Genomic DNA, 23,663 nt, shown 5'->3' with positions numbered 1-23,663 from the left:
CTATCAGTTTATTTATTGCATAGTATAATGCTTAGTAATTCTGAGCGCATTTAAAATTGCCAATAATGCAACCCCGACATCTGCAAAGACAGCTTCCCACATTGTTGCAAGACCGGCTGCTCCCAAAATCAGAACAATTCCCTTAACAACGAAAGCCAATGTAATATTTTGCCACACGATTTTTTGGGTCTGTTTGCCTATGTTAATTGCCATCGAAATTTTGCTTGGCCTGTCATCCTGGATCACTACATCGGCTGTTTCAATTGTGGCATCACTTCCCAAGCCTCCCATCGCTATTCAGACAGTACTCAAAGCCACAACCGGCGCATCATTGACCCCGTCACCGACAAAAGCAACTGTTTCATTCCTGTCCTTGATTTCGTTTTCCTTATTTACTTTGTCTTCCGGCAATAAATCTCCAAAAGCACTCGCAATCCCAAGCTTATCGGCTACAAATTGAACAACATTTGTTTTATCGCCGCTCAGCATTGTTGTCTTAACTCCAATGGATTTTAGTTTGTAAACAGTCAACTGCGCATCTTCTTTTATTGTATCGGCAATGGTTAGATAACCTGCAAAACCCCGCCAATCCAAATCGCATTTTCAAAAAAATTGCTGCCAAAGAGAATAATATTTATATAACGTAAATTATGGGACCGGAACTTTATTAGAATGCAACACTAAGACTCTCTTTTAGTATAGTTACATAAACCTTATTGGTTTTCAAGTAGTGGTATTCACCGTCAATCTGCGCATCAATGAATATTTTCTTTGGCACAACAATATTCATTGTATCACATTTTATCATTCTAGCTTTCTTAAAACTTTCTGTAGTTCCTTTAAGAATGCTGAAAGCAAGCTGCAGTTTTTCAAAAAAATTAATTTTTGGAACCATAAAAATATCCAGTTTTCCATCGGTAAGACTGGCCCTAGGAGTAAGGCTCATACCGTAGCCCATTTCATTGGAATTGGAAATGAACAGTAGCATTGGTTCGATCCACATGTTCTGCCCGTTGATATTCAAGAGAGTTTCTGCGGTACGGTATTCAAAGGCAGCAACAAAAGATGCCCATGCATAAGCCATCAGCTTTTTTCTTTTTGCCTTTTCATATTTTTTTATAATCATACCGTCAATGGCAATACCCATATTGCTGAAAAAATAATAATTATTGGCCTTTCCTGCATCAATTCGTATGGTCCTGCCTTTGGAAATAATGTCCATAGCCCTATCAATCTGCTTGGGAATCTTCAGGTGCGAAGCCAGTCCGTTGCCTGAACCCACCGGGATAATCCCCAGAATGATTTTAGATTTCACCAGACACGAGGCAACCTCATTTACTGTGCCGTCTCCGCCGCAGGCCACAATACAGTACGGGTCATTTTCCATAGCTGCGGTGGCCAGAGCCATGGCGTGCCCCTTATACTGAGTATATTCGACTACCACAACATAGCTGGGGAAAAAATTTCTGATCATCTGAGCATTTATATTATGGGTACCGCCGCCCGAAATTGGATTGACGATAAAATGAATATAGTGTGAAGCCATGATTTTAATGTAATAATTTATTGGTAAATAGATAATCCGCGGTCTGGTACCAGGCAATAGTTTCTTCCAGCATATTTGGGTCAATAGCTACTGGCGAAAGGCTGTTGTCTTTCTTATTCCATAAATAAGCAGACTGCTTTTTCTGGTCAGAGAGGATCATTACCCTGTTTTTCTTCATTAAGGTCAGTTTTCTGTAGGTACCCACAAGGGCACGCTGTTCATAATTGGAATTTAATATATCATTCCCAAAAAAATTGGAGTTGTAACTCCAATGCATAAGGGAAAAAAAAGTGGGAAAAAAATCAATCTGTGAGCACTGTTTCAGCACTTTTCGGTTTTGATCGTGAGGCATATTGACAATAAACGCCGGAATATGATAGTTGGCTATATCAATTTCATCCTTACCCGCACTGCTTGCACAATGGTCAGCGATCACTACAAAAACGGTGTTTTTGAACCATAGTTTCTCCTTGGCCTTTCGGAAAAATTCACCCAATGCATAATCGGTGTATTTCACCGCCCCGTTTCTCCCTGTTCCAGAAGGTATATCAATGGCATTATCAGGATAGGTATAGGGCCTGTGATTGGAAGTGGTCATGACAAAATTAAAAAAAAGCTCTTTTTTACTGTAATGCGAATCAGCCGTTGTAAGCATCTTGGCATAGATATCGCCATCACATATGCCCCATGCATTTTCAAAGGTTACTTCTTTGTCCTGAATGTTGTTTCTGACTGTTTTAATCTTATCACTCAGCACACTTCCCCGGCCACGGTCATAAATGGTAAAGCCGTTCCCTCCAAAAAAGGCATTCATATTATCAAAGTATCCGTCCCCTCCATAAAAGAAATCTGTAGCGTATTTCTTTTTTCTGAATACTGATCCAATAGTAAAAAGGTCACTGTTTTCCGGCCGTTTAACAATGCTCTGGCCCGGTGTTGGAGGGATACAGAGCGTAACAGCCTCCATTCCCCTTACCGTGCGCGTTCCAGTAGCGTACATATCACTGAAAAAAATACTTTGCTGGGCCAGACTGTCCAAAAAAGGTGTAATGTTTTCCTTATTGCCGAATTCTTTCATAAATCCTGCGCTAAAACTCTCTACCAGTATAAAAACAACATTCTTTCGCTGTTCTTGCAGCCCGCAACTGTCAATAATTTTACGGCGGACAGTGCGCAGGGTTTTTCCACCGGTATTTCCGCTTCCCTGAAGCCTGCTTCTTACCAGAGCAAATGCCTTATCGTCATCAATGGAGCTGTAAAATTGCTTAAATTCCATCTGGTTATTACGAAAGGCAGCAAAAAAAGAATAAATCCCTGACTTGGAAATCTCAGAATTATAGCGGTTGGCAGACCATTCAGCCATGTCATTGCGGACAAAACAGGTATATGTTACCGATATTGAAAGTACTAATAAAAACACAACAAGACGGGATAACGTTGAAGCAGTGACCAAAAGCGTATTTATGACGGCACCCCTTTTGAAGAAAATAAAAATAAAAAGTCCTGTGATCAAAAGCATGCTTCCAATTAATATGGGCAGCGGATAAGATTCCTGGATATTGGCCACTACCTCATGTGTATAAATCAGGTAATCCACGGCTATAAAATTGAATTTAGATTTGAACTCGTCCCAGAATATAATCTCTGCAAAAAAGGTAAGCACCAGAATGAATATAGAAAGTGCAGTAAAAAAAAGTATGATTGTCGTGTCAGCTAAACTTCCCACCCATCGGGAGGGCATAATCAGATAATAAAAAGATGCAGGCAGAATAATAAAACTTACCGTCCCCAAATCATAGAACAGTCCTGTAAGCAGTGTTTGAAGCAAGTCAGAGAATCCGATGGATACCTCTTGAAATTGAAGGAGAATAAAAACAATACGAAGCAACAGAGAACTGAGAATAAACCAAAGCGTAAAATGAAGCAACAGGTCAAACCTGCCTGCGGATTTGAAACTTGTAAACATAGATACTGAAATTTTCAACAAACTTCAGTATCAATTTAGAAGATATTTAGAAGATTAGAAATCCACGCGGAAAAAATGCTGTTTTTCTTCGAATCTGTAGGAGAACCTCCATCCATTAAGGGTAGCGATCCTGCTGATGATAGCCAGGCCTAGTCCGCTTCCCTGAGAGCTGGTGCTCGCTTTGGTAAAACGATTAAAAAGACGCACCTCATCCAGTGGTCCTGATCCACTTGAATTACTGAAGCACAATGAGTCTTCTTTGACTACTATATTGATTTCCCCCTCCCTATTATTATGCCTAATAGCATTGTTAAAGAGATTGTTGATTACAATTTCAAGCAAAACGCCATTGGCTGAAACATATAGGACTGCCTGGGAAGTATATCGTATCACCAGGTTTCTGGCCTGGGCCTGTTCTGTAAAAAAAGGCAGCTGGTGTTCCACAACAGCATTGACTGTCATACCTTGGGTTATATCGAACTGCCTGCTCTCAAGCCTTGAAAGAAGCAAAAGGTTCTTATTGATTTTACCGAGCCTGCAAGCCGCTACATTTATATTTTCCAGAATTTCAAACTGACCCTTGGTTATATCATCACGCTGCTGCAGTGTCTGAAGCATTCCCTTAAATATGGCAAGAGGGGTCTGGAGTTCGTGTGAAGCATTTTCAATAAATTCACTTTGACTTGCATAGATACTTGTATTTTTGTCCATCAGCCTGGAAATTGCCGCATTAAGCCTTTCGAATTCTTCTATATCCACATTGGGGAGTTCAGGCTTGATTACTTTATCAATTTCGAAACGCTCCATTTGCTGGAGTGTGGTGTAAAAGGGCTTCCATAAACGGATCGAGAGAAATCTGGTGATCAGAAATAAACCCGTCAGCAGCAAAAAGCCGATAATAGCAAAGAGACGGACTATTCCTATTATCAAAGCTTCATCTTTAATCAGATTGATCTTGGCTGAAAAAATATAATTTTTACCTTGGATACTTACAGGAGAATGCAACACCCTGTAGCGTTCGTATGTTTCGCTCAGGCAGTTGTAATAACTGTGGTAAAAAAAAATATCCCCGGCAAGCTGCTTATCGTTGTCCCTAATCTTAAGATCACGGTTAAATTCATTCCAGGCAGCAATTTTATCTGGCTTGAGCGCAGGGAGAGAAAGACTGACAAATTCTTTTTTGAGAATTAAAAGTTCGCGGTCTGCATTATTGACATACAGCAAAGTCCCGAAAAAGTAAAAAGCGATGCCCGCAATAATTAGCATTGTAATTGAAAATACCATATAGTATTTAAGGGTCTTGGCCAGCAGCTTTTTACTCATTTTTCATCGTCCATTTATAGCCCATCCCATACATGGTCTTGATGTAATCATCATAACCTGCATCAACAAGCTTCTTCTTTAGGTTTTTTATATGGGCATATACGAAATGATGGTTATCCAGCATATCTGCCATGTCGCCTGAAATATGCTCAGCGATCGTACTCTTGGAGAGTACCTTATTTTCATTGGCAACCAGATAAAGCAGCAAATCTATTTCCGTTTTGGTAATGTCTATAAAGATGTTTCCAACTTTAACTGTTCTGGCAAGCATGTCTATGGCGATTTCATTGTAAAGGACAATGTTATTGCCGTTAAACTGCTTTCTGCGTACCAGCGCTTTGATACGAACCATTAATTCTGCCAGTTCAAAAGGTTTGGTAAGATAGTCATCGGCTCCGCTGTTAAATCCTTCGATCTTATTTTCAAGTGTGATACCGTTAGCGGTAATAATAATCACGCCCTCATTTCTATTCTGTTCTCTGAGTGTCAAAAGAAGCTCTAACCCGTTGCCATCAGGAAGCCCCAGATCAAGCACAACACAATCGTACTGATAGTCCGCAATTTTTTCAAGTGCAGAGGCTACTTTGTCTACGCATTGGCACAAAATTCCATTGCCCGAGAGATAATCTTTGATGCTTTCGGACAAAAAGTGCTCATCCTCGACTAATAAAATTTTCATACTATCACTAAGCTGCTTTAAAAAATCCTACATTACAGCTCATTACCGCAAAGATAAGATATACTTGCAAATATTATTTGTATTTATCTACGTAAAAAATACCAATACCTTAAATATAGCATGTCCCGACATAAATAAGCGTACATATGCTATTGTAAGATATCAAACTAACATACTGTAAAACAGCACTATTGAAAAAGATAATAGTATGGCTTCTGAATACTGCACTATACGATATTGTAAAGCATGAAATATAAATTTTCCATAATTTTATTGGAAGGTTAAAAATAATTATTTACTTTTATTGCGTGAAAATACTAAGCTTTATACTAACTATCTATCTGCTAAGCCTCTCAGGGATTACCTGCGCTGATACCGAAGCGTATAGTGCTGTATTAAAAGCTGCCGAGATATCACAATCCCATCATAATGACAGTAATTCACACAAAGGAGAAAGAGACTTATGTTCCCCTTTTTGCAGCTGCGCCTGCTGTGGAATTCAGGTGGTCAATAATGTGAATACTGTTTCCTTTGATTTCCCCGTTACCATTCAGGAAATTTCTCCTAAGGTATCACAATACCAATCTACTTTAATATCAAGCTTCACTGGAAGCATTTGGCAGCCCCCTCAGATCAATTCATAATATTATAGCGACCCAGGCAGCTTCACAATTGTGTTGTATTGTCGTCTCATAATAGTATCAATTAATTATGCCAAAATGATAAAATCAAAAAAAAAGGCTGTACAGCCTAAAAAACCCTATGCTGTTCTGCGAACAATTATCACAGTTCTGATTTGCCTATTACTGCTATTGGGAGTCGGTGCAAGAATTTATCACTTTTTCACTGTACACCGTCCTTAGAAGAACAGGCAAATTGATCAGTATACTGTACTTAGATCGCAGTCACCTCCATTTCCATTTTTTTTAGCAGTGCCCCTCATTTGGCATGCCATCAATAATGCAGATCAAACAGGGAGAGATCATCAAAACCGCTTTTATACATTTAATTTACAATAAGATAATGTTAGATAAAATAATTCATTTTAGTATCAATAATAAGTTTATTATTGGATTATTCACCTTGGTACTTATAGCTGTAGGAAGCTATTCGCTTTACACGCTCCCTATCGACGCCTTACCGGACATAACCAACAATCAGGTGCAGATTATCACCAGCTCCCCTACACTTGCCACTCAGGAGGTAGAACAATTCATCACCTATCCTATAGAACAGTCTGTAAAATCAATTCCCAGGATGGTTGAACTTCGTTCAATCAGCCGTTTCGGACTGAGTGTCGTAACAGTGGTTTTTGAGGAAAACGTTGATATCTACTGGGCACGCGCCCAAATTGCCGAAAGAATAAAAGAAGCAGAAAACACAATACCAAAAGGCGTAGGAGTTCCCGAAATGGCTCCCCTTAGTACTGGGTTGGGAGAAATTTACCAATATGTGGTATTCCCCAAAAAAGGGTATGAAAACAAATTCAATGCTACGGAATTAAAAACAATTCAGGATTGGATTATCAAGCCCCAGCTTATCGGAACAAAAGGAGTTGCCGAGGTAAACACGCTGGGCGGTATACTTAAACAGTACGAAATAGCTGTTCAGCCGGATAAGCTCAAAAGCATGAATACCACCATAACGGAAATTTTCGATGCACTGGAGAACAACAACGAAAATACCGGCGGTGCTTATATCGATAAAAAGCCTTACGCCTACTTCATCAGAGGTATTGGTATGGTTAATAATATCGATGACATTAATAAAATCGTAGTCAAAAACCAAAATGGAATCCCTATCCTTATCCGCGATGTAGCAAAGGTGCAAATTGGGGCAGGAATCCGTTACGGAGCTGTTACCAAGGATGGCAAAGGCGAAGAGGTTTCAGGGATGGTAATGATGCTTAAGGGTGAAAACAGCGGTGAGATCGTAAAGATCGTAAAAGAAAAAATGGAACAGATCAAAAAATCACTCCCTGAAGGCGTAGAAATTGAGCCGTTCATGGACAGAACTGTTCTGGTTAATAAAGCCATTTCAACTGTTGAAAAAAATCTGATTGAAGGCGCCCTTATTGTAATATTCATTCTTGTGCTATTGCTTGGCAACTGGAGGGCCGGACTTGTAGTAGCTTCTGTTATTCCTCTGGCATTGTTATTTGCCATCACGATGATGAAACTATTTGGTGTTAGCGGTAACCTGATGAGCCTTGGAGCTATAGATTTTGGTCTTATTGTAGATGGTGCGGTTATCATCGTAGAAGCTATTATACATCGACTTCAGGTCAGCAATAAAGGCAAGCTCAATACAGCAGAAATGAACGAAGAAGTGTATCAGGCCTCTTCTAAAATCAGAAGCAGCGCCGCCTTTGGAGAAATCATAATTCTTATTGTTTATCTGCCAATTCTTGCCCTTGTAGGAATTGAGGGAAAAATGTTTGGACCAATGGCCCAAACCGTTTCTTTTGCGATATTGGGTGCTTTCATACTCTCACTGACCTATGTTCCGATGATGTCTGCCCTTGCTCTTAAAAAAGAAACCGGACATAAGAAAAACATCAGTGACAAAATAATCGATTCCATTTACCGCTTCTACAGCCCTTTGTTGGAAAAAGCCCTGAAAGTAAAAGCAGCCGTTATAGGCGTTGCGCTGGCTCTTTTTGTAGTTGCCCTGTTTGTTTTTAATTCACTGGGAGGTGAATTTATACCACAACTTGATGAAGGAGACATCGCAACACATCTTATTATAGCATCAGGAAGTTCACTTACACAGGAAATAGAAGCGACCACAAAGGCAGAAAAAATACTAAAGGCTAAATTTCCTGAAATCAAAATGATCGTTACCAAGATCGGTAGTGCCGAGATACCAACAGATCCTATGCCGATTGAAGCGGGTGATATGATCATTACCCTTAAAGATAAGAGTGAATGGACTTCTGCTGAAACCAAAGAGGAACTAATGGAAAAAATGGAAGAGGCCCTTGAGGAGATTCCAGGCGCTTCAACCGAGTTTTCGCAACCGATTCAAATGCGTTTCAATGAGCTGATGACCGGAGTAAGAAGCGATGTTGCCATTAAAATATTTGGTGAAGATATCGATATGCTGGTAAGCAAAGGTGAAGAAGTTGTACAGCTTATAAAAGGCGTGAAAGGTGTTGCAGATGCAAAAGCAGAACGTGTTGCAGGTCTGCCACAAATTACAATCCGTTATAATAAAGATAAATTAGCCCTTTATGGCTTAAAAATAGGCGACCTCAATAGGGTTGTTCGCATGGGATTCGCAGGTGAAGCTGCAGGTGTTGTCTATGAAGGCGAAAAGCGTTTTGACATGGTTGTGAGACTCGACAATGAAAGCCGCAAGGATATTGAAAACTTAAGAACGCTATTTATTACACTGCCTTCTGGAAGCCAGATTCCCTTAGAGCAGATTGCCGATGTAAATTATGAAGATGGTCCAATGCAGATCTCACGTGAAAACGGCAAGAGAAGAATTGTTGTCGGTTTTAATGTGCGCGGAGGTGATGTGGAAAGTATTGTAAAGGAAATTCAGGCCAAACTGGATACTAAATTAAAACTGCCGGACGGCTATTACACTACCTACGGAGGGTCTTTTGAGAACCTTATCGATGCAAGCAAGCGTCTTTCCATAGCAGTTCCGATCGCTCTGGGACTAATTTTAATTTTGCTTTACTTTACCTTCAATTCTATTAAGCAGTCCCTGCTAATTTTTACAGCCATTCCCTTATCGGCTATTGGTGGCATTTTTGCCCTATGGATCCGCGATATGCCCTTTAGTATATCTGCCGGTGTAGGATTTATAGCGCTATTCGGTGTAGCAGTACTTAACGGTATTGTACTTATAGGATATTTTAACCAATTAAAAGCAGAAGGAATGCAGGATATACATGATAGAATTAGAGAGGGAACCAAAGTCAGACTGCGTCCTGTGATTATGACAGCGGCAGTAGCGTCACTGGGATTCCTTCCAATGGCCATTAGCACCAATGCCGGGGCAGAAGTTCAGAAACCACTTGCGACTGTTGTTATTGGCGGACTTCTCACTGCAACATTGCTTACATTGATCGTACTGCCGATCCTTTATCTGTACTTTGAAAAAGGCATAGGTAAGATCAAAGGTCCTGGAAAAACTGCCCTTACTATTGCAGTTGTAGGTTTGTTTTCTATAGCAGCAAATGCACAGGGACCTGTACAGCCTATTACTTTAGGTACAGCCCTTGACCTGGGTTTGAAAAACAACAAAAGCATACAGGCGTCCCAGCTAGATACACAAGCACAATCGCAATTGCTGGGGTCCGCGTGGGATCTTCCAAAAACCGAGTTCCTGGGAACTTTTGGAAAAATTAACTCACAGGCAAACGACAAAAATATTACAATAACCCAAGGCATAAGCCCTTTTCAAATTGCTGCCCGCAAAAGATTGCTGACCGAATACAGCAAGGCAAGCCAGACAAGATTGGGCATCACCAAACAGGAAGTAAAATACAGCATTCGCCAATCCTGGAACACCATGCTGTATTTTCAAAAGCAAAACCGTATTCTTGAAAAGCAGAATGTGATTCTGCAGAAGTTCGTAAAATCCGCAGCTCTGAAATTCCAGACCGGGGAAACTAACTCGCTTGAAAAATCTATTGCCATTGCCAAGCAGCAGGAACTCGAGCAGCGTATAAAGGAAAACAGCACACAGCTGCAGGTTGAAATCTCCAATTTAAAAACGCTGATGAACCTTGACGGTGATTTTACAGTCTCCGATACCACTTTTGTTCCCATACCTTTTGCTATTTCGGCAGACACTACCCTTGTGAAACAAAATCCCGGACTTCAGCTTTCGGAGAATCAGGTAAGAGTCGCACAAGCCAATTATAAAGTTCAAAAGTCAGTATTGCTTCCCGATTTTTCAGCCGGATATTTCATACAATCCATTAGTGGAAGCCAGGACCCTTACAGCACTGCCATAGCAGACAATTCATTGCAGTTCCAAGGTTTCTCAGTGGGAGTTTCCCTACCTGTTTTTGCCGGAAGCGGCGCTGCCAAAGCAAAAGCAGCCAAAACTACCATAGAGGTAGAAAAAAAGAATTCGGAGTATCTTTATGCTCAGGTAAAAACTCAATTTGAACAATTAGCCAAACAATTGCAGACGTATCAGTCGCTGATTGACTTTTATCAGAATACTGCAATTGAAAATGCTAATTCAATAATTCGAAATGCAACAAAGGGATATCAAAACGGTGATATTTCCTATGTAGAATATGTTCAAAGTATTGAAACAGCCTCAACGATACAATTAAACTATAATGATGCTATCAGCAAATACAATCAGACAGTGATTGCAATTCAATATTTAATAAATCAATAATTTAAGTTATAATGAGAAAATCAAACATAATATATTCAATAGCAGCTGCTGTAGTAATTGCAATAATTCTTTATTTCATACTTGGCAAGGATGATGCGGAAATTCCAAAAGAAGCAGATAAAACCGAAGAAAAGCTGGCCGGAATCAAGGAAGTGGAACTCAATGAAGCTCAGTTTAAAGGTTCACAAATAGAGCTTGGTGGCTTTTCCCAGAAAAACTTAAGCGATGTTATCAACGCTAATGGTTATACAAAACTGCCTCCACAGAATCAGGCAGATGTATCAGTGTTTACTACAGGAATCGTCAAAAGCATTTCTGTTATCGAGGGCCAGCATGTGAATAAAGGACAAGTCGTTGCCACTATCGAAAGTCCTGAATTCTCTAAAATGCAGGAAGCTTACCTTACCTCCAAAAGCAATTTAGAGTACCTTAAACTTGAATTTGAAAGACAAAAAATTCTGAGCGCTGAGGAAGTTAACTCTAAAAAAGTATTCCAGCAGACAAAATCCAATTATGAAACTGAAAAGGCAAGATTCAATTCTCTTCAAAAGCAGCTATCAACGTTAAATATTAACCCAAATGGTCCTGCAACCTCCACTGTAGCCGTAAAGGCGCCTATTGCAGGATTTATAACTGAAATTAATATCAAATTGGGGAGCAACGTTGAAGCCGGAAAACCACTGCTTGGCATTGTAGATAATTCAAAATTGCATGTCGATCTGCTGGTTTACGAAAAAGACCTTCGCAAGGTAAAACCGGGCCAAGATGTACGGTTTATTTTGACCAATCAGGATAATACGGAAATTAAAGGAAAAATTTTCAGTGTGGGCAAATCATTTGAAAATGAGACCAAATCAGTTGCCGTGCACGCGGATATCATCAATGACAAGCAACAGTTAATTCCTGGAATGTATATCAATGCCCTTATCGACATCGGCATAAAATCTGTGAGCGCTCTTCCTGTGGAAGCTATAGTTAAAGCTGACGGCCGCGAATTTATATTTGTTCTGGAAGAGGGTCATAAAGAAGAAGAAGCCCACGATGAAAAGCAGGGGCACGCTCACGACGATGGAGACAAACACGAAGAGAATGAAGGCAAAACCTATCATTTCCAGCGTATTGAAGTAAAAACAGGAACCTCACAACTGGGATTCATACAAGCTACCCTTCTTCAGAAAATCGATGCCGGCTCCAAAATAGTGACCAAAGGCGCGTATTATATCCAAAGTCATTTATTAAAAAGTGAAGGCGGCGGAGGTCATGACCACTAATAAGATCATAAAGACCTTCATTATGAAAACCAAAATTATATTTATTATTTTGATACTAAGCGCATTAACAGCTTTATCCTGCAGGAACAATGACCGAAAAATTTCTGCCCACGATGACCAAAAACATGAGCATAAGGATTCAGACCTGCACACACTGGCTTATGAATGCCCAACGAATTGTGAAAAAGGAAAAGTATATAAAACGAAAGGGAAATGTCCGGTATGCCAAATGAAACTTATCAAAGTGAACCAGGAAAACCATCAGGGACATAAGCATGATCCAAAAAACCATCAAGGTCATGAGCATTAGGTTTTAGGGACCTAAAATTGATGAACCAGTGCTGGAATAAATCTAAGACACCAGGTACGGCATATAATGGCCTGGTTTTAAAGATTAAAAAAGCCATGTTTGGCAATAAATTCGTAATTTACATAGATATGGATATTAATACAGAGCTGTTTATACTTCTAAAACTGCTGGTTTCCTTAATTTTAGGATTCTTCATAGGCTTGGACAGGGAACGACACGGCCATGATGCCGGGGTACGGACATACGCAGCTGTATCTATAGGTGCAACACTGTTTACCTCCATTACAGTTCATCTCGCAGCAGACCCAGGTGCTGCATCAAGGGTAATAGCCAATATTATAACAGGAGTAGGTTTTCTTGGGGCAGGCATTATTTACCGAAACAATCACGGGGAATCTTCACATGGCCTTACAACTGCTGCTACAATCTGGTGCACATCGGCCGTCGGGGTAGCCGTTGGTCTGAACATGTATATAATTGCCGTGGCAAGTGCTGGTGCATTGTATTTTTTACTTTCCCTACATCACCAGAAATGGTATATCAGGTGGAAAAAAAAGATAAACTATGACCATTCAAGTCATAAGGAACTATAAATTATTGGGGATTAGTGATCTGGCTTTCCTAATAATTAATTTTATAAAAACCCTAAAAGCGACTACCATGCTAGTTAAAAACAACAAAAGTTCCATAGTGTTTTTCATTAAATCGATCTGGGTTGATATCGCAGCTATCATAACCTATGCTTTGGTAATCGGTACCCTTGACCATAATACCATATTGCGTGAAATTGCAATACCTCTTCCCATTACCAGTATAATGGGGACAATAGTAGGATTGCTTCTTGCTTTTCGTACCGCACAGTCCTATGACCGCTGGTGGGAGGCAAGAAAAGTGTGGGGAGAAATTGTCAATGATTCCAGAACATTAATCAGGCAGACCAAACAGTTCCTGCCTGATTCAGATTCTGAATTAAAAGAATTTGCCCAGAGACAGGTTATCTGGTGTTTTGCTCTATCGGAAAGCCTGAGAAAGATTCCATTCTCCAAGCGGGTCGGATCTTATCTTGAGCAGCACTATATAAAGGCAAATAATGTTCCCGCAGAGCTTTTGAACAGACATGCGGATCAGCTGGCACTTGTAACAAAAAAATTCGGACTAAATGACAATAAACAGGTGCAGATCGATACTACTATTGCCCGGCTGAACGACGCTATGGGAAAATGCGAAAGAATTAAAAACACCGTATTTCCAAAATCCTACAGCTTACTGATCCACTTTCTGATTTATCTTCTTACCTCTATCCTTCCCTTTGGACTTGAAGACAGTTTTCCGGCAATTGAAATTGTTTTGACCATTGTTATATCCTCTACGTTTATAGCAGTGGAAAAAACCGCCATCATTATGCAGGACCCTTTTGAGAACAGTCCCACCGATATACCCATGACTGCACTCTGCACTGTTATAGAAAACAACATAAAGGAAATTTGCAGCGATACAGTCATACCGGCGATTCAAACAGACTCTTACTATTACATTAACTAGTTATATAATAACCTTGCGGTATTTTCCAATACCGCCTTAAAAAACTACATTATGAGTGAAAACACCCAAAATACGGATACTCCAAATAGAACTCCTGTTGGAGATCTAGAAGAAAACAACAAAGTAACAACTGTCCAGCAAGAAGAGCAGCACTCGGACAGTGACGGACACGACCACGGGGCTGAAGATACTGATTCGGGATGGAAAAGTCACTGGCAGCTTCTGCTAGCCATAGTCATACTTGTGATCATGCTGGTGCTTGAATTTGGTTTTAAATTTGTACCGCCGTTTCCAGCTGACCTTATAATATTTACGGCAGCCTATCTCCTTGCCGGATACAATGTCTTATACATGGCTTACAGAAAGGCCATAAGATTTGACTTCTTTAATGAATTTTTCCTAATGAGCGTTGCCACAATTGGCGCCTTTGCCATTGGTTCCTACAGTGAAGGTGTTGCCGTGATGGCATTTTATTCAATAGGGGAATGGTTTCAGGACGCAGCTGTCAACCGTGCGAAAAGAAGCATTAAGGCACTTTTAGACATTAGACCCGATCAGGTCGCGGTGCAGAGGGACGGCGGCTTTGTAGTTGTAGACCCGAAAGAAGTAAAACCCGGTGAAATCATCCAAATAAAGCCTGGAGAGAAAGTAGCCTTGGATGGTGAACTGATTTCTGAAAAAGCGTCCTTCAATACAGCAGCCCTGACAGGAGAAAGCAAGCCCGATACAAAAAACAAGGGAGAACAGATTTATGCCGGAATGATTAATCTAAATACGGTTGCCGAAATAAAAGTAACTTCGCTTTTTCAGGACAGCAAGCTCAGTAAGATTCTTGAGATGGTTCAGGATGCCACCTCCCGTAAATCACAGACACAGCTCTTTATAAGCAGATTTGCAAAAATATACACCCCTATTGTTTTTGCCCTGGCTGTTGCAGTCTGCTTCGCTCCTTACTTCTTTGTAGACCCTTACGAGTTTAATGTATGGTTCTACAGGGCTTTGGTATTTCTTGTGATCAGCTGTCCTTGTGCCCTTGTGGTTTCAATCCCTCTGGGTTATTTTGGCGGAATAGGACTTGCCTCCCGAAATGGTATTTTATTTAAAGGATCGAATTTTCTTGATGTAATGACTGAAATCAATGTAGTGGTAATGGACAAAACCGGAACACTGACCGAAGGCATTTTTAAAGTACAGGAAATCAATTCAAAAGATATAGAAAAGGAGGAACTCCTTAAATATGCTGCGGCTATTGAAAGCCAGTCCACCCATCCGATCGGGCTTGCAGTGGTCGAACATGCAGGTAAGGACAGTATTAAGAGCATTGCAATTTCCAATGTAGAGGAAATTTCCGGACATGGTCTTAAAGGAATTATCGACGGAAAAGAAGTTCTTGCAGGAAATACCAAGCTGATGAAAAAATTCAACATCGAATATCCAGCTGAAGTTGATACTATAGTATATACTATTGTAGTTCTTGCTATTGACAAACAATATAAGGGACACATTACAATTGCTGATAAAATAAAAGAGGATGCGCCAAAAGCGATCAAAGATCTGCATGATTTAAAAATAAAAACTGTGATGCTCTCGGGAGACAAGCAGACCGTTGTGGATGAAGTTTCCAAAAGTCTGGGAATCGACAACGCTTACGGGGATTTACTCCCGGAAGGAAAAGTGGAAAAAGTAACGGCACTGAAAAACGACGGTAAGAAAATTGCCTTTGTCGGCGACGGTGTCAATGATGCACCTGTCGTAGCGCTGGCAGATGCAGGTATCGCTATGGGAGGACTTGGCAGCGACGCTACAATTGAAACAGCGGATATCGTGATACAAAATGATCAGCCTTCTAAAATTGTTACAGCCATAAAAATTGGAAAACTGACAAAGAAAATCGTATGGCAGAATATAATCCTTGCAATGGTCGTGAAGGTAATAGTTCTGGCATTGGGAGCCGGAGGTGTGGCCACACTTTGGGAAGCGGTAATCGCTGATGTCGGGGTATCCCTTTTAGCTATCTTAAACGCTGTAAGGATCCAGAGATTAAAAATGTAACAATAGCACCGGCAGCACAAAACCAATATTTTGCATAATTAAAGTGCCGGAAAGTTATCATTATATCTATAGAAGTAGCATCTATATTATAGAACAAGGGAGCAATCGTCATTCGATCGCTCCCTTGTTTTTTTTTTGTATTTCATACTACAGCCGATAGAAAAATTCCAGATTTTATTGGCATAAAAAATGTATACCGGCTGCGACATCCTTTTCCAGTTGGAATATTGAAATATTTAAAGCTTTTCTATACTCGCTTTAATTCACATAAGATTGCTTATTTCATTTCAATTAAAAAGAGGATCATAGGTAAATAAAGACATACCCGGCAGGGCAGTTTCTCCCAGCTGATGAGTTAAACTGTTTGTTAAGCCGCTGCGTTTAGCTGCACAGCAGCTCGAAAAGATCCTGTGCTCCAGGTGATACCGGAGGATCAGCTGAAATGCTTTATTAGGCAGCATACCTCCTTATCAGGCTTTTGTGATTTGCGTTATGCCTTTTAGATCTAGGCCGAAGTTATTTTTGAATCAGTCCAGCAATTATGTTAATGCTAAGAGCCAAAATAATGGTATTAAAGAAGAAAGAAAGCAGTCCATGCAGCAGCGCTATCCTTCGTATGTGCCGGGCTGTAATATTAACATCTGATACCTGAAAGGTAGTTCCAAGCACAAATGAAAAATAACAAAAATCCAGATAGTCAGGAGTATTTTCATCAGGAAAATCAAGACCTCCGTATACCTGTCTGCCTTCTTTCTGCTTCCCAACGGCATAGTATAGATGAGCATATTTAAAAGTAAAGGTGGTATGTACCAGCCACCACGCAAATATGGCTGAGAAGATTGTCAATAAAATATGGGTAGTGAGTTCTGCGCCTTTCATTTCTTCTGAAGTTTTGTAAAATAAAACTATGCCAATCATGCTGATCAGCGAGGCCAGTAAGATTAAAATCATAATTAGTGATCTTCCCGAATCCTGCTTTTCAGCTATTTTGTGAAGCTCTTTGGGATGACATGTAAAAATGGACATCCAGGATAAAAAAAGAAACATCCCTGAGAACGCCAGCCAGGAGGCCATCCAGTGAATAGAGGCTTTTTGAAGATCTCCCAAAATAAAAAAAGTGCCAATTCCAGTGCCTATTGCAATATACAGCCTTATGTGGCTGTCAATTTTGGTAATCCAGTTCTTTCTTAACTTCAAAACTTACTATTTTATAATTTATAATTTACGTTGAAATACTTTGCGTGATCGCTTTTTAAAGCCAAAAATTTCTACCACTGCATCATGTTAAATTTACTGACTTAAAAGAAACAGTACTATATCATACGGTTAATAGCTACATCTGATTCTGTTTATGACTATATTCTGTAAATCGTCATGATTAGAATTCAGATGTGGGCTTTTCAGATTTCGTCTGCCATAAAGCCAATACCCCTTATGGTTCGCAGTCTTTTATCATCGGCATTGATACGGAGTTTTTTTCGTATGTTACTCATAAAAACATCGATGATACTTGCGTCATATTCATAATCTATTCCCCAGACTTCCCGTATAATATCCACTCGTGAACAGACCTCTCCTTTATGCCGCACCAGGTAAGCCAGCAGAAGAAATTCTTTGCGGGTCAGCACCACCTCCCTGTCGGCTTTAAATACTTTGTAACTGCTCATTTTTATAATAATATCCGAGAGTCTATATTCACGTTCTGACTTGTTCTGTCCTTTTTTTTCATACACCATGATCCTTGATAGCAGCTCGGCTCGACCAAATGGCTTTTTTATGTAATCGTTAGCACCGCACTCCAACCCTATAATGGTATCTTCGAGGTAATCCTTAACTGTGAGAAAAATTATAGGAGTATGGATATCATACACTCTTATCGCCTGGCATACTTCCATGCCTGATGCTGATGGCAGTATCCAGCTTACCAGTATAAGGTCATAGTTTCGTGTTGTTGCCCGCAGGACTCCCTCCTGTCCATCTTCGGCAGTATGGACAAAGTGTCCCTCGTCCTCCAGCCCAAGGCGCAGGAAATCTACACTTTTTGGCTGGTCATCAATTATAAGAATATTCATTTTCAACTAGGTAATTAATGGTTAGAGATTTGATTACAATCCTAAATTGTAAGATTTATTTCGAAAGGCAGTCTCAATGCATATGCAATTAGTCTGCAGATCTAAAACTAAGCCCAGCCTTTTTAATTAGAAATTCATTTTAATTACTGATATAATACTTACAGACGCAATGCAGAAAATAAAATTTCCCCTGCCTTAGGTCAATATGGATTGCAGCATTTAAACCATACTGAAATTTGACAAATGCCTTCTGAGGCACCTGCGAAAAAATGAAAGGAAATTTTGGCTATGCTTGGGCGTAACCTATCTGGGGAGGCTGCCATATGCAACTAAGATAATGGGAAGGAAAGGATTCGTACAGCCTGGAAGTACCTGTCTTAAACTGAAAAGTAAAATAAAAAGAAAGTTGATTTACCTCAGTAAGAGCAACAGCTCCTTTACAGCTTGCACACTGGCAAAACGAGCAGCAAACAGCTTTGTGGTCATGATTATCGCTGCTTTTTTGAAGAGAAATACTATCCTTCTCAACAGTAGAGGGAAGCTCCATATCCCCACATGGAATCAACAGCAATGTCAGTAGACGTATTGCCAGTAAAATTACAAAAATGGATCTTTGACAGCTCATCAGTGTAAATCTACAAAAAAAACAGACAGATTGAAAAGTAAATATTATTTAATACCAATTTTTCCAGAGAGCATAGCGATTGAAAAAGTGTTTTTATTGATAATAAAACCGCTATAACAATAAAAAACGCCCCCTTATCAATAGACTAAGGGAGCGTTAAAACATCTTTGGGATTATTTGTTTTTTTTGTGGTGTTCACCTTCTAGATGGTGCTCTTTCTCTGTGTGATGCTCCTGCTCATCATGATGCTCAGGATGATTTTTTCCTGCTTCCCCTTCGTGGTGCTCAGGATGTGTATGATGCTCCTTATGCTTGTCGTGTTCAGGGTGGTCATGTCCCTCTTTTTCCTTTGTGCTCATAATAAATAATTTTTAATTAATAATCTTAATAACCTGTTTTGAGCAATCTTAATGATTGCTCAGCGATATGTTTATACTAAATTACTTTAATCACTCAGGTGAATTCTTAGGATTTACTTAAGATTAAATGAATAACAAAATATTAAGAATTTATACCTGATTAATTTTCAACCTTTGGTGGTTGTACAAGATTTCAGATTGTAGAAAAAATTCTGCCTGGAGAAAAATTAATATCTTTATTTAAGAGTCTCAAAATAAAGCATTTTGCTGATCTAACTGGATCGCTTTATATCTAAAATATATTTCAATAATTTATATATGAGAAGAAGTATCATTTCATTGCTTTTGCTAATATCTTTTACAGCCTTCGCCCAAGGATTCAAAGCAAGAGACAGCATTTTTACAGATTCGGTTAAAAATATACAATTCAATTATAAACAGCTTATAATTCCAGGTGTACTGGTAGGATATGGATTCTGGGGAATTGATAGCGGACAGATTAAAAGTTTTAATTTTCAGATTCGCAATAAAATTACAGAAAACATAGACAAAAAAGTAACCCTTGACGATTTTTCACGGTACGTTCCCGCTGTTTCAGTTTATGCGCTTAATGCATTTGGTGTGAAAGGAAAAAATAATATCAGAGACCGATCGGTGATTTTAGCCACTTCCACTATTTTTACTATAGGAAGTGTTATGGCATTAAAATCCATAACCAATATTGAACGTCCGGATGGAACCACTAATAATTCTTTTCCTTCTGGTCACGCCGCTATAGCTTTTGCAGGAGCTGAGTTCCTTTATCAGGAATATAAAGATCAATCCGTATGGTATGGAGTGGCTGGCTATGCCATTGCTACAGGAACAGGATTATTTAGAATGTACAACAACAGGCACTGGCTTACCGATGTAGCAGCTGGAACCGGAATTGGAATATTAAGTACCAAAGCAGCATATTGGCTCAATCCCTATATGACCAGAAAAATATTTGGAAACAAAGAAGGCGATCCTACTTCTTTTCTGGTCCCATCGTACGACGGAAGACAGTTTAGAATCACATTTGTAAAATCATTTTAACATATACCAATACGAATTTATACCTGATAAAATTAGTAGCACTATGGATGCGGATAGCTGTTATTTCTCTGGAAGTTTAAAATTTCCGGATATATACCATTAAATAAATCACTGATTATGAATGCACCTTTTCTGACCTACGCTTGTAAATAAACCCTTTAAATATAGTATTCATTTAAAATTGAGCTGATCTTCTGTGCAATACTATTTGCAGGAATAGCTCAGTACCTGAATTCCATCGCAATTGTAAATGCAGAACCATAACAAAAATCACTTTCATGTAATGGAAATGATACATATCTGATGTAGAAAATAGGGCCTTACATAGAGGCCTATTGCATAAAACTGTTTGCTGGATCAATAATTTTGCCACGTGATCTAATTTTAAAGTATATCTGTAACGTTTTGCACTAAAAAACAAAATAAAAAATTAAGAAGTATTTAAAAAAATATTTAGATTTGTCTAAAAATAAAATCATGTATCATTTAAATATTTTTTTAAGACTACCTTTCTTGCTGCTGCTCTATTGTTTTACACTATTGTCATGTGATACAAGTTATGTTGAAATACCAGCCGATAATGAACTACTGGACGGTCCGGTTGACGGTTTGTCGAATTCTGAATCTGCACAATTCCTAAGAGGTGATGCAGCAGTAAATGAAGTTTTTACCAGAGAAACAGGTCTGGGACCAACATTTGTTGGGACGAGCTGCATCAATTGCCACGTGGGAGACGGAAAAGGGCATTTATTTACAACACTTACCCGTTTTGGACAAATTGATCAGGCAGGAAATCAATTTTTAAATCAAGGAGGCCCACAACTTCAAAACAGAGCTTTACCAGGTTACTTGCCCGAACAAATCCCAGCCGGGGCAACATTCTCTAAATTTACACCGCCAGCATTTACAGGCCTGGGCTTTTTACAATATGTTTCCGATGCTGATCTAATCCAAATGGCCGATCCCGACGATAGTAATGGTGATGGTATCTCAGGTACTGTAAACTGGATTATTATTCCTGGTTATTCAATTCCAACTTCCAATGCAGTATCCCAAAACAGCAAACATATTGGACGATATGGCAAAAAAGCATCTGCTTTTGATTTATTGCATCAAACCGTTAATGCCTACAATCAGGATATCGGAATTACATCTGTATTTAATCCAATTGATCATTATTCTAATTTAGAAATTAACCCTGAAATCTCAACTGCTAAAGTCAATGATGTTATTTTTTACTTAAGCACCTTAAAAGCTCCAATTCAACGAAATCAAAATGATGCCGATGTTATTCGCGGTAAAAATATATTTACTCAAATTAATTGTGTGGCTTGTCATAAAAGTAACCTTACAACAAGTTATTCTCCCATAAATGCACTTTCTTATAAAACTTTTGCCCCATATACTGATTTGCTTCTACATGATATGGGAAGTGCATTAGATGATGGCTATACCGAGGGAAGTGCCAAAACCTATGAATGGAGAACTGCTGCGCTTTGGGGGATAGGTCTTTCAGAAAATTCACAAGGAGGAACCTTATTTTTGATGCATGACGGTCGTGCAAAAACTATTGAACAAGCCATAACATTACATGGCGGCGAGGCCCAACAAAGCAGAAATGCATTTGAAAAACTTTCTAAAGAAGATAAAGAAGCTTTACTGAAATTTATAAAATCATTATAATAATGGATAGAAAACAATTTTTAAAAACATGTGGTTTTGGATGTTTGGCAGCAGTAGCCGGGGCTACTTTATTACAAAGCTGTACTTCTTCACAAATTCTTTCAAGGGAAATTAAAGACACGGATCTTTTAGTTCCTGTTTCTGATTTTATTTTAAAAAAAGGAACAGAAACAGCATTTAAAAAATACATAATCATCCAAAATGAAATATTAAAAGCGCCAATTTGTGTGTATCGCTTTAATGCAAATGATTATTGCGCCATGTTTATGTTATGTACCCATCAGGGCGCGGAATTACAGGTTTTTGGAGATAAGCTGCAGTGCCCGGCGCACGGAAGTGAATTCAGTAGCCGCGGAATTTTAGAAAACGGTCCCGCCAATGAAGACCTTAGAAGGTTTCCAGTGGCAATAGAAAACAACATGCTAAAAATATCTTTAAAATGAGATTAAAACTACTTTCATTTCTGGCGATCGCTTTTTTCTCTTATGCAAATTGCTGTGCACAAATTGACCCCACGCTGTTAAAAAGGCTGCCTAAAGATACTGTGCAAAACATCCTGAATATGGATGCTCTTTACAACAGACCAGCATTAAACATCAGCAAGACCCCAATATCCATAGGCGGTTACCTTGAAATGAACTGGCAAAAACTGACTACAGACGGAGTATCGGAAGGCCATCAATTTCAGGCGCGAAGGCTCTCCATATTCATGTCATCAGCTATTAGTAAAAGAGTGAAGTTTTTAAGCGAAATTGAATTTGAAGACGGAGGAAAAGAAATTGCAATTGAATTTGCATCGGTAGATATTGAATTTGACCCTTTGATTAACCTGAGGGCCGGAATAATTCTAAACCCAATAGGCTCTTTCAATCAAAATCATGACGGACCCAAATGGGAATTTACCGATCGTCCAATTTCTTCAACTCAAATGCTGCCCGCTACATTTAGCAATGCCGGTGCAGGGCTTTTTGGAAAAAAATATACAAAAAACTGGATGTTTGGGTATGAAGCTTATTTGTCGGGCAGTTTTGACAACTCTATAATTGAGAACACAGAAAATAAAACTTTTCTGCCCGCTGCGAAAAATAACCCTGAACGATTTGAAGAAATAAATAGCGGTGAACCTTTATTTACAGGAAAAATAGCCCTTAGAAATAACAAAATTGGTGAACTGGGAATTTCATATATGGGTGGGATATATAACAAATTTCAGGATGACGGAATTATAATTGACAAAAAAAGACACGTCGCCGTATTTGCTTTGGATTTTAACACTACGCTTCCAAAAATAAAAACCTTTATCACTACAGAATTTGCCTGGATTTATGTTGATGTTCCTGAAACCTATTCCCAGCAGTTCGGCAATAAACAAAAAGGAGGCTTCATAGATATTGTCCAGCCAATCCTGAGAAGATCAATTCTGGGATGGGAAAAAGCAACCCTAAATGTCGCCTGCAGATTGGAGTACGTGGACTGGAATGTTGGGAAATTCAAAGAGACAGGTACCAATATTGGGGAAGACCTATGGAGCATTATGCCTGCTATTAGTTTTAGGCCCAGTTCTCAAACAGTAATTCGTCTGAACTACCGTTATTTAAAACAAAGGGATATTTTTTCCAATCCTCCGTCTGTTACTGATGGCTTTAATTTAGGGATTTCAACCTATTTCTAATATTTTAAGTACTCCTGCATTTAGATAGCCTATACATTAAACGTGGCATGAAAATTGTCTTAGATTCAATCTTAACACTAAAATAATTCAATATGAATAACAGGCTAAACTGC

The 23,663-nt window shown here is 39.2% G+C and carries 18 protein-coding genes and 1 pseudogene; 11 read left to right on the top strand and 8 right to left on the bottom strand.

Features of this window, described 5'->3' with window-relative positions; translation table 11 throughout:
- Positions 1-12: 12 nt before the first annotated feature.
- From ABEB31_RS11860 to ABEB31_RS11840, 5 genes and pseudogenes are all read right to left on the bottom strand, one after another.
- Positions 13-579 (bottom strand): annotated as a pseudogene (locus ABEB31_RS11860) (HAD-IC family P-type ATPase); the annotation flags it as partial.
- An 88-nt stretch (positions 580-667) separates the two neighbouring features.
- On the bottom strand, positions 668-1,603 hold the full coding sequence (locus ABEB31_RS11855; protein WP_347051850.1) for a diacylglycerol/lipid kinase family protein: 936 nt from the start codon (positions 1,601-1,603) through the stop codon (positions 668-670).
- A complete protein-coding gene (locus ABEB31_RS11850) occupies positions 1,551-3,512 on the bottom strand; it encodes an LTA synthase family protein (protein ID WP_163394700.1) in 1,962 nt (653 codons plus the stop codon). The genes ABEB31_RS11855 and ABEB31_RS11850 overlap by 53 nt, the downstream gene beginning before the upstream one ends.
- 54 nt (positions 3,513-3,566) lie before the next feature.
- Positions 3,567-4,835, bottom strand: coding sequence for a sensor histidine kinase (locus ABEB31_RS11845; RefSeq protein ID WP_163394699.1), 1,269 nt, complete (start codon positions 4,833-4,835; stop codon positions 3,567-3,569).
- Complete coding sequence (locus ABEB31_RS11840) at positions 4,828-5,514, bottom strand: response regulator transcription factor (protein ID WP_163394698.1); 687 nt, start codon at positions 5,512-5,514, stop codon at positions 4,828-4,830. The genes ABEB31_RS11845 and ABEB31_RS11840 overlap by 8 nt, the downstream gene beginning before the upstream one ends.
- Before the next feature lie 308 nt (positions 5,515-5,822).
- Between ABEB31_RS11840 and ABEB31_RS11835 the strand changes: the two genes are divergently transcribed.
- The 7 genes from ABEB31_RS11835 to ABEB31_RS11805 all read left to right on the top strand — a co-directional run bounded on the left by ABEB31_RS11835 (position 5,823) and on the right by ABEB31_RS11805 (position 16,062).
- Positions 5,823-6,158, top strand: coding sequence for a DUF6660 family protein (locus tag ABEB31_RS11835; RefSeq protein WP_163394697.1), 336 nt, complete (start codon positions 5,823-5,825; stop codon positions 6,156-6,158).
- Positions 6,159-6,537: 379 nt separating this feature from the next.
- The gene (locus ABEB31_RS11830) at positions 6,538-10,887 is read left to right on the top strand and encodes a CusA/CzcA family heavy metal efflux RND transporter (RefSeq protein WP_163394696.1); all 4,350 of its coding nucleotides are present in this window, start codon (positions 6,538-6,540) and stop codon (positions 10,885-10,887) included.
- A gap of 11 nt (positions 10,888-10,898) precedes the next feature.
- Positions 10,899-12,158 (top strand): efflux RND transporter periplasmic adaptor subunit, encoded by a 1,260-nt coding sequence (locus ABEB31_RS11825; RefSeq protein ID WP_163394695.1) that lies wholly within the window; start codon positions 10,899-10,901, stop codon positions 12,156-12,158.
- 22 nt (positions 12,159-12,180) lie between these two features.
- On the top strand, positions 12,181-12,468 hold the full coding sequence (locus ABEB31_RS11820) for a heavy metal-binding domain-containing protein (RefSeq protein WP_163394694.1): 288 nt from the start codon (positions 12,181-12,183) through the stop codon (positions 12,466-12,468).
- A gap of 20 nt (positions 12,469-12,488) precedes the next feature.
- Positions 12,489-13,061, top strand: coding sequence for an MgtC/SapB family protein (locus ABEB31_RS11815; protein ID WP_347051849.1), 573 nt, complete (start codon positions 12,489-12,491; stop codon positions 13,059-13,061).
- A complete protein-coding gene (locus ABEB31_RS11810) occupies positions 13,033-14,010 on the top strand; it encodes a bestrophin family protein (protein ID WP_341874176.1) in 978 nt (325 codons plus the stop codon). Before ABEB31_RS11815 ends, ABEB31_RS11810 begins: the two co-directional genes overlap by 29 nt.
- A 249-nt stretch (positions 14,011-14,259) precedes the next feature.
- Entirely contained in the window at positions 14,260-16,062 is a 1,803-nt protein-coding gene (locus ABEB31_RS11805) for a heavy metal translocating P-type ATPase (RefSeq protein WP_347051848.1), read from the top strand.
- Positions 16,063-16,578: 516 nt separating this feature from the next.
- Here the strand turns inward: ABEB31_RS11805 and ABEB31_RS11800 are convergent.
- The 3 genes from ABEB31_RS11800 to ABEB31_RS11790 all read right to left on the bottom strand — a co-directional run bounded on the left by ABEB31_RS11800 (position 16,579) and on the right by ABEB31_RS11790 (position 19,118).
- On the bottom strand, positions 16,579-17,259 hold the full coding sequence (locus ABEB31_RS11800; protein WP_188726545.1) for a DUF1345 domain-containing protein: 681 nt from the start codon (positions 17,257-17,259) through the stop codon (positions 16,579-16,581).
- 203 nt (positions 17,260-17,462) lie between these two features.
- Positions 17,463-18,134 (bottom strand): response regulator transcription factor, encoded by a 672-nt coding sequence (locus tag ABEB31_RS11795; protein WP_163394692.1) that lies wholly within the window; start codon positions 18,132-18,134, stop codon positions 17,463-17,465.
- Positions 18,135-18,932: 798 nt separating this feature from the next.
- A complete protein-coding gene (locus ABEB31_RS11790) occupies positions 18,933-19,118 on the bottom strand; it encodes a hypothetical protein (RefSeq protein ID WP_163394690.1) in 186 nt (61 codons plus the stop codon).
- A 318-nt stretch (positions 19,119-19,436) separates the two neighbouring features.
- Between ABEB31_RS11790 and ABEB31_RS11785 the strand changes: the two genes are divergently transcribed.
- The 4 genes from ABEB31_RS11785 to ABEB31_RS11770 all read left to right on the top strand — a co-directional run bounded on the left by ABEB31_RS11785 (position 19,437) and on the right by ABEB31_RS11770 (position 23,550).
- Complete coding sequence (locus ABEB31_RS11785; protein ID WP_163394689.1) at positions 19,437-20,195, top strand: phosphatase PAP2 family protein; 759 nt, start codon at positions 19,437-19,439, stop codon at positions 20,193-20,195.
- 477 nt (positions 20,196-20,672) lie between these two features.
- Complete coding sequence (locus ABEB31_RS11780; protein ID WP_163394688.1) at positions 20,673-21,878, top strand: di-heme oxidoredictase family protein; 1,206 nt, start codon at positions 20,673-20,675, stop codon at positions 21,876-21,878.
- Between the two features lie 2 nt (positions 21,879-21,880).
- Positions 21,881-22,321, top strand: a complete 441-nt coding sequence (locus tag ABEB31_RS11775; protein WP_163394687.1) for a Rieske (2Fe-2S) protein — start codon at positions 21,881-21,883, stop codon at positions 22,319-22,321.
- Positions 22,318-23,550, top strand: coding sequence for a hypothetical protein (locus ABEB31_RS11770; protein ID WP_163394686.1), 1,233 nt, complete (start codon positions 22,318-22,320; stop codon positions 23,548-23,550). Before ABEB31_RS11775 ends, ABEB31_RS11770 begins: the two co-directional genes overlap by 4 nt.
- Positions 23,551-23,663 lie beyond the last annotated feature (113 nt).

It is taken from the genome of Flavobacterium olei, from assembly GCF_039749035.1.
Lineage (GTDB): Bacteria > Bacteroidota > Bacteroidia > Flavobacteriales > Flavobacteriaceae > Flavobacterium > Flavobacterium olei.
The sequence above is the reverse complement of the archived record's forward strand: the minus strand, read 5'-3'. Positions and strand labels throughout refer to the sequence as shown.